This window comes from Ramlibacter sp. (assembly GCF_035706265.1).
Lineage (GTDB): Bacteria > Pseudomonadota > Gammaproteobacteria > Burkholderiales > Burkholderiaceae_C > Ramlibacter.
On sequence record NZ_DASSVG010000421.1, the window covers coordinates 1 to 5,826 of the forward strand.

General features: G+C 69.7%; 6 protein-coding genes. 2 read left to right on the top strand and 4 right to left on the bottom strand.

What is annotated here, in order from left to right; translation table 11 throughout:
* Positions 1-88 precede the first annotated feature (88 nt).
* Genes VFM98_RS14990 through VFM98_RS15000 form a run of 3 tightly spaced genes read right to left on the bottom strand, consistent with a single transcriptional unit; the run spans position 89 to position 3,573 of the window.
* Positions 89-1,363 (bottom strand): NAD(P)/FAD-dependent oxidoreductase, encoded by a 1,275-nt coding sequence (locus VFM98_RS14990; protein ID WP_325110712.1) that lies wholly within the window; start codon positions 1,361-1,363, stop codon positions 89-91.
* Complete coding sequence (locus tag VFM98_RS14995; protein ID WP_325110713.1) at positions 1,363-2,577, bottom strand: amidohydrolase family protein; 1,215 nt, start codon at positions 2,575-2,577, stop codon at positions 1,363-1,365. Before VFM98_RS14995 ends, VFM98_RS14990 begins: the two co-directional genes overlap by 1 nt.
* Before the next feature lie 24 nt (positions 2,578-2,601).
* Positions 2,602-3,573 carry a tripartite tricarboxylate transporter substrate binding protein gene (locus VFM98_RS15000; RefSeq protein WP_325110714.1) on the bottom strand — a complete coding sequence of 324 codons (972 nt, stop codon included), beginning with the start codon at positions 3,571-3,573 and terminating at the stop codon, positions 2,602-2,604.
* 122 nt (positions 3,574-3,695) lie between these two features.
* Here VFM98_RS15000 and VFM98_RS15005 point away from each other — a divergent pair, with 122 nt between their 5' ends.
* Positions 3,696-4,565: a carbon-nitrogen hydrolase family protein gene (locus VFM98_RS15005; RefSeq protein ID WP_325110715.1), complete on the top strand. Its 870-nt coding sequence runs from the start codon at positions 3,696-3,698 to the stop codon at positions 4,563-4,565.
* A 4-nt stretch (positions 4,566-4,569) separates the two neighbouring features.
* Entirely contained in the window at positions 4,570-5,391 is an 822-nt protein-coding gene (locus VFM98_RS15010; protein WP_325110716.1) for an IclR family transcriptional regulator, read from the top strand.
* Positions 5,392-5,466: 75 nt separating this feature from the next.
* Here VFM98_RS15010 and VFM98_RS26185 read toward each other — a convergent pair whose 3' ends face one another.
* Positions 5,467-5,799 carry a hypothetical protein gene (locus VFM98_RS26185; RefSeq protein WP_414709033.1) on the bottom strand — a complete coding sequence of 111 codons (333 nt, stop codon included), beginning with the start codon at positions 5,797-5,799 and terminating at the stop codon, positions 5,467-5,469.
* Positions 5,800-5,826: the final 27 nt, after the last annotated feature.

Consider the following 5,826-nt stretch of genomic DNA (forward strand, 5'->3'; position numbering starts at 1 on the left):
CCTTCATCGTCGAGAAGGCCGAGATCGACCGGCTGGTCAACGCCATCGGCGAGGCCCTCACCGAAACGGCCTGAGGCGGCAGCCGTCTTCAGGCGCCGGCCAGCGTCGCCTCCCGCTGCGCCACGGCGGTTGGCTGCCCCAGCAAGCCGTCGGCGATGCGCCGCGCGGTATTGAGCGAATCGGTGAGACCCAGGTGACCGTGCCCGGTGGCGAGCCACAGGCCCGCAAGACCGGGCGCGGCGCCGACCACCGGCACCGAGTCGGGCATGCAGGGGCGGTGCCCCATCCAGGTGTGCGCCGGCAGGTCGCGCAATGCCGGGAAGCTCTCGCGGGCGACGCGCGCGAGCGCAGCGGCACGGCGCTCGTCCGGGGGCGCGGCCAGGCCGGCGATCTCCACCGTGCCGCCGGCGCGCAAGCCGTCCTCCATCGGCGCGAGGAAGATCTTGCGGTCGGCCAGCACCACCGTGCGCGAGATGACGCTGCCGCCGCCCTCGAACTGCGCGTGGTAGCCGCGCTGCGTTTCGAGCGCGAGCCGGATTCCGAGCGGCGCCAGCAGCGCGCGCGACCAGGCGCCGCCCGCCACGACCACGTCATCGAAGCTGGCGCCGTCCGCCTCGCCCGAAGCCTGCAGCATCCACTCGGACCCCCGGGGCTGCAGGCCTTTCACTTCGGTGCGCACGATGCGCCCCCCGGCCGCCGCAAAGGCGCGTGCCATGGCCTGCACGTAGCGGAAGGGATTGAGGATGGTGGCGTGATCCGCGAGGTACATGCCCACGCGGTAGTGCCGCGGGGCGTTGGGCTCCAGCGCCTCGATGCCCGCGCGGTCGAGCCGTTCCACCTTCACGCCGTAGGCCTGGCGCAGCCGCCAGCCCCCAGCATCCTTGGCGAGGGCGGCATCGTCCGGGTAGAGGTGCAGGTGTCCGCGCTTCAGCAGCAGTTCGGGGACGCCCAATTCGCGCGTCATCGCCTCGTGGGCCTCCACCGCTCCGGCGTGCAGCGCGGCGAGCCTGGCGGCCGAGGCTTCCACCCTGGCCGGATTCGCCGAAGCCAGGAAGCGCAGCAGCCAGGGCAGGGCGCGCGGCAGATACCGCCAACGCAGGAACAGCGGGCTCTCGGGATCGAGCAGCATGCCCGGCACGGAAGCAGTGACACCCGGCATGGCAACCGGGGCCACCGAGCCGGGGCTGATCGCGCCCGAGTTGCCATAGCTGCAGCCGCGGCCAGGCTCGTCGCGATCGAGCAGCGTCACGTCGGCGCCGCGCTTGCGCAGGGCCAGCGCGATGCTGGTGCCGACGACACCGGCGCCGACCACGGCCACGCGCCTCGCTCTGGAGGCGGCATCCTTCGCATTGCGCGGGTCCATCAGCGGGCCTTGGGTCGCTTGTCCGACACGATCCGGCCGTCCTTCAGCACCAGCTGCAGGCGACGCACGTGATTGATGTCCTCCAGCGGATTGGATCCGACCACGATCAGGTCGGCGATCTTTCCCTTTTCCACCGTGCCGAGATCCTCGCCCATGCCGCACACCGCGGCGCCGTGGCGCGTGGCGGCCACGAGGGCCTGCCAGGGCGTCGCGCCGTCGCGGACCCACAGGCCCAGTTCCAGCAGCGCCGCATCCTTCAGTGGCCGGATGTCGGAGCCGAGCGCCATCTTCACGCCGGCCTTCAACGCCTTGCGGAACCACTCCTGGTGGGTGCCGGAGGCAGCGTCGGCACGGCAGCACAGCGAGTGCGAGAGGTTGCGGTTCTTCACCCAGCGCTGCTCCCAGTCGTTGGTCGCCTGGGTCGGAGTCAGGTGACTGATCGAGAGCGTCGGCACGTACCAGACGTCGTGCTCGAGGAAGAGCTCGATGCACTCGTCGTCCATGATGTAGCCGTGTTCCACGGTGTGGGCGCCGAGCCGGATGGCCGCCTTGACGGACTCGGGGTTGGTCGCATGCGCCATGACCTTGAAGCCGCGCAGCTTGCAGATGTCGAATGCTGCCTTGAGTTCGTCCGGCAGCAGGAACGAGCGGCTGTGCTGGTCCCAGGCGGGACCCATGATGCCGCCGGAGAGGTTCAGCTTGATCTGGTCGACGCCGTTGCGGATCTGCTCGCGGATCGCCTTCACGAAGCCGTACGGACCGTCCACCTCGAGGGCGTGGCCGGAGCCCAGGAAGTGGCCGCCGGTGGTGGTGAGAAAGTAGCCGGCCGCCACCAGGCGCGGCCCCAGGTGCTGGCCGGAATCGAAGGCGCGCTTCCAGGCCACGTCCATGTAGTCGTGGGTGCCGGCGCAGCGCATGCCCACGACGCCGGACTCGAGCAGCGCCGCCTGCATCTGGTGGCCGAACATGGTCACCTGCGAGGCGAGCGGTCCTTCGACGACCGACTTGTAGTCCGGATGGATGTGCACGTCCCAGAGGCCCGGCATCAGGTAGGCACCGCGCAGGTCGATCACTTCGGCGTCGCCGACGGAGGGCACGCTTCCTGCGTCGAAGATGTCCTTGATGCGGCCGTCCTCGATCAGGACGGCGGTGTCCGCACGCGGCGTGGGTTGGACGCAATCGATCAGCGTCGCATGGGTCAGCAGGGTTCGCATGAAGAGGGCAGTGGGCTCGAACGGTTACTCGGCAACGATGCCGACCTTGGACGCCAGGTCCTTGTACTTGTTCACTTCCGCTTGCACGAAGCGGCCGAACTCCTCCGGCGACTGCGGCGAGGCGACGATACCGCGGTCCGCATACGCCTTGGACAGTTCGGGCGAGCGCAGCACCGCGCCGGCGGCGGCGTTGATGCGCTCGATTATGGAGTGCGGCGTCTTCGCCGGCGCGAACAGGCCGAACCAGGTGCCGCCGGTGAAGCCGGGCAGGCCCGCTTCGTCGAAGGTGGGAACCTGGGGCGCGCTGGCCAGGCGCTGGCGGGTGGCCACGGCCAATGCGCGCAGCTTGCCCGCACGCACGTGCTCCAGCACGGCTGGCGGCGTATCGAAGGTGTACTGCACCTGGCCGGCGAGCAGGTCCACGATCGAGGGGCCGCTGCCCTTGTACGGGATGTGCACGGCTTGCGTGCCCGCCATCAGCTTGAACAGCTCGCCTCCCAGGTGGTTGGAGGTGTTGTTGCCGAAGGAAGAGTAGTTGAGCTTGCCCGGATGCGCCTTGGAATAGGCGATGAATTCCCGCAGCGTGTTCACCGGCAGGGCGGGGTTGACGACCAGCAGGAAGGGCACCTGGCCCACCAGCGTGATCGGCTGCAGGTCCCGCACGGGGTCGTACGGCATCGCCTTCATGGTGATGGGAGCGATCGCCACTTCCGGCGCGGCGGCCAGCAGCAGCGTGTACCCATCGGGCTCGGCCCGCACGACGGCGTTGGCAGCCACCGTGCCGCCCGCACCCGCGCGATTCTCGACCACGATCTGCTGGCCCAGGCGGCGCCCAAGTTGTTCGGCCAGCATGCGGCCGGCGACGTCCGTGCTGCCTCCGGGCGGATACCCGATCAGCGTGCGGACCGGGCGCGTCGGCCAGGAAGGGGACTGCGCGAAGGAAGGCGCCTGGGTGGCGGCCGCGGCGGAAGCGAGCAGGAAGGTACGACGACGCATGGGAACTCCAAAGACGATGGTCCGGCCGCGGCCGGTGATGGCGGACGCCGCACTGTAGGGGGCTCGCGCACCGGAGCGCAATATGCGAATATCGGAATGCAATAAACCCCGGAGACTTCCCGATGCCCCGACTTCTCACCGTCGCCGCTGCCCAGACCGGCAGCGTGGCCGACGGCGCGCTGGCCGCCGGTGCCGACAGCGCCCATGCGATGCTCGACGAGGCCGCGCGCCAGGGCGTGCGGCTGCTCACGTTCGGCGAGTTGTTCCTCACGCCGTTCTTCGCCAATCGGCTCGAGGAGGACTTCGACCGCTGGTTCTTCCTGGACACGCACGAGGTGCTGCTCGGGCTGCGCGAGAAGGCGCGCCGGCACGGCATGGCGCTGGTGCTTCCGTTCGCCGAGCGGGCCGGCGACGGCTGGTTCAACAGCGCGTTCGTGTATGACGAGAACGGCCGCGAGGTCGGCCGCTACCGCAAGACGCACATTCCGGCGTACTTCCCGGCCGAAGGCCCGGGCGGCACCGGCAGCTTCGAAAAGTTCTACTTCGCTCCGGGTGCGAAGCTCGAGGTGTATCCGGTGGCCGGCACGCGCATCGGCGTCCAGATCTGCAACGACCGGCTGTACCCCGAGGCCTCGCGCGTGCTCGCGCTCGCCGGCGCCGAGCTGATCGTGATGCCGATCGCCTTCTCCACCTACGCCGACCCGGAGCAGCGCAGTTCCATCTGGGAGATCCCGCTGCGCGCGCGGGCGTACGAGAACGGCGTCTACGTGCTCGCCTGCAACCGCGTCGGCACCGAAGGGCCGCGGCACCACCTCGGGCGCAGCATGGTGGTGGATCCGCGCGGCATGATCGCGGCGGAGGCCGGCACGCAGGCCCCGCAGTTGCTCACCGCGGAAATCGACCTCGACGCCGTGCCGGCCGCACGCAAGAAGTTCCCCTGGTGGCGCGACCGCCGCCCCGACCTGTACCGCTCGCTCGCGGCTCCCGAGTGAGCGCATGGCGACTGCACGCAATGCCGCCGCTGCGGCCGGGTCGCGCCAGGCACCGGAGCACGAGAGCCCTTTGTTCCTGGGGTCGGTCGCGAAGTGCTTCCAGGTGCTGGAGGCGCTCAACACGGTGGGCCGGCCGGTCGGCCTCACCGAGATCGCCAGTCTCTCCGGGCTGGACCGCAGCGGAGTCCAGCGCATCACCCACACGCTGCGCGTGCTGGGCTACCTGCGCCAGGATCCGGGGACCAAGGCCTTCCGCCTGTCCGGCCGCATGCTGGAGTTCGGCCACACGGTGCTCGCCACCAACCGCCTGCGCGAACGCGCGCAGCCGCACCTGGAGGCGCTGAACCGGCGCACCGGCGAGACGGTCAACCTGATGGAGCTCGAAGGCGAGGAGATCGTGTACGTCTCGCGTTTCCCGAGCATCCATGCCGTCAGCGTCGACCTGCACGTGGGCTCCCGCTTGCCGGCCTTCTGCACGGCGGCGGGCCGCGCCATCCTCTCGCGCCTGGATGCGGCGGAGGCGCTGACCCACCTGAAGGCGGCGCGCCGCACGCGCATGACGCCGCACACCGTGACCGACCTGAACGGCCTGCGCGAGCGGCTGGAGCAGGCGCGCGAACTGGGCTACGCGCTGAACGACCAGGAGGCCTTTCTCGGCGACGTCTCGGTGGCGGCTCCCCTGATGGACCACAGAGGCCACCCGCTCGGCGCCGTCAACATCGCCGTGCCGTCACCGCGATGGAAGGTGGAGGACGTGGTCGCGCGGCTCGTGCCTGCTCTGCTCAGGACGGCGGCGACGATCAACGACGAGTTGAAGTACTTTTAGAGGTCGCTCGCCGCTATTTCGGGTCGATCCCCGCGTCCTTCATCAGCTTGGCGGTCTTCGTAATCTCCGCCTTCATCACCGCAGCGAATTCCGCCGGACCGAAGCCCTCGGTCGGCACCTCGGCGCCCACCTACGCCAGTTCGCGAATGAACTCCGGGTTCTGCATGTTCTTCCCCATCGCGGTGCGCAGGCGCTCCACGACTTCCGCGGGTGCGCCCTTAGGAGCGACCAACCCGTCCAGGGCACCAAGTCGAAGCCGGGCAAGCACTGTTCCGCGATGGTGGGAGCGTTCGGCAGGATGGACTTGCGCTTGGCCGTGGTCATGCCGATCGGCTGGGTCTTGCCGCTCTTGATCAGGGAGACGCTGCTGACGATCGTGTCGGTGTAGAGGTTCACGTGGCCGCCCATCAGCGCGGGCAGGGCTTCCGAGGCCCC

Coding starts and splice junctions, on each gene's coding strand:
- VFM98_RS15000 (WP_325110714.1), bottom strand. CDS start 3,573: ATGCGTCGTCGTACCTTCCTGCTCGCTTCCGCCGCGGCCGCCACCCAG.
- VFM98_RS15010 (WP_325110716.1), top strand. CDS start 4,570: ATGGCGACTGCACGCAATGCCGCCGCTGCGGCCGGGTCGCGCCAGGCA.
- VFM98_RS14990 (WP_325110712.1), bottom strand. CDS start 1,363: ATGGACCCGCGCAATGCGAAGGATGCCGCCTCCAGAGCGAGGCGCGTG.
- VFM98_RS14995 (WP_325110713.1), bottom strand. CDS start 2,577: ATGCGAACCCTGCTGACCCATGCGACGCTGATCGATTGCGTCCAACCC.
- VFM98_RS15005 (WP_325110715.1), top strand. CDS start 3,696: ATGCCCCGACTTCTCACCGTCGCCGCTGCCCAGACCGGCAGCGTGGCC.
- VFM98_RS26185 (WP_414709033.1), bottom strand. CDS start 5,799: ATGGGCGGCCACGTGAACCTCTACACCGACACGATCGTCAGCAGCGTC.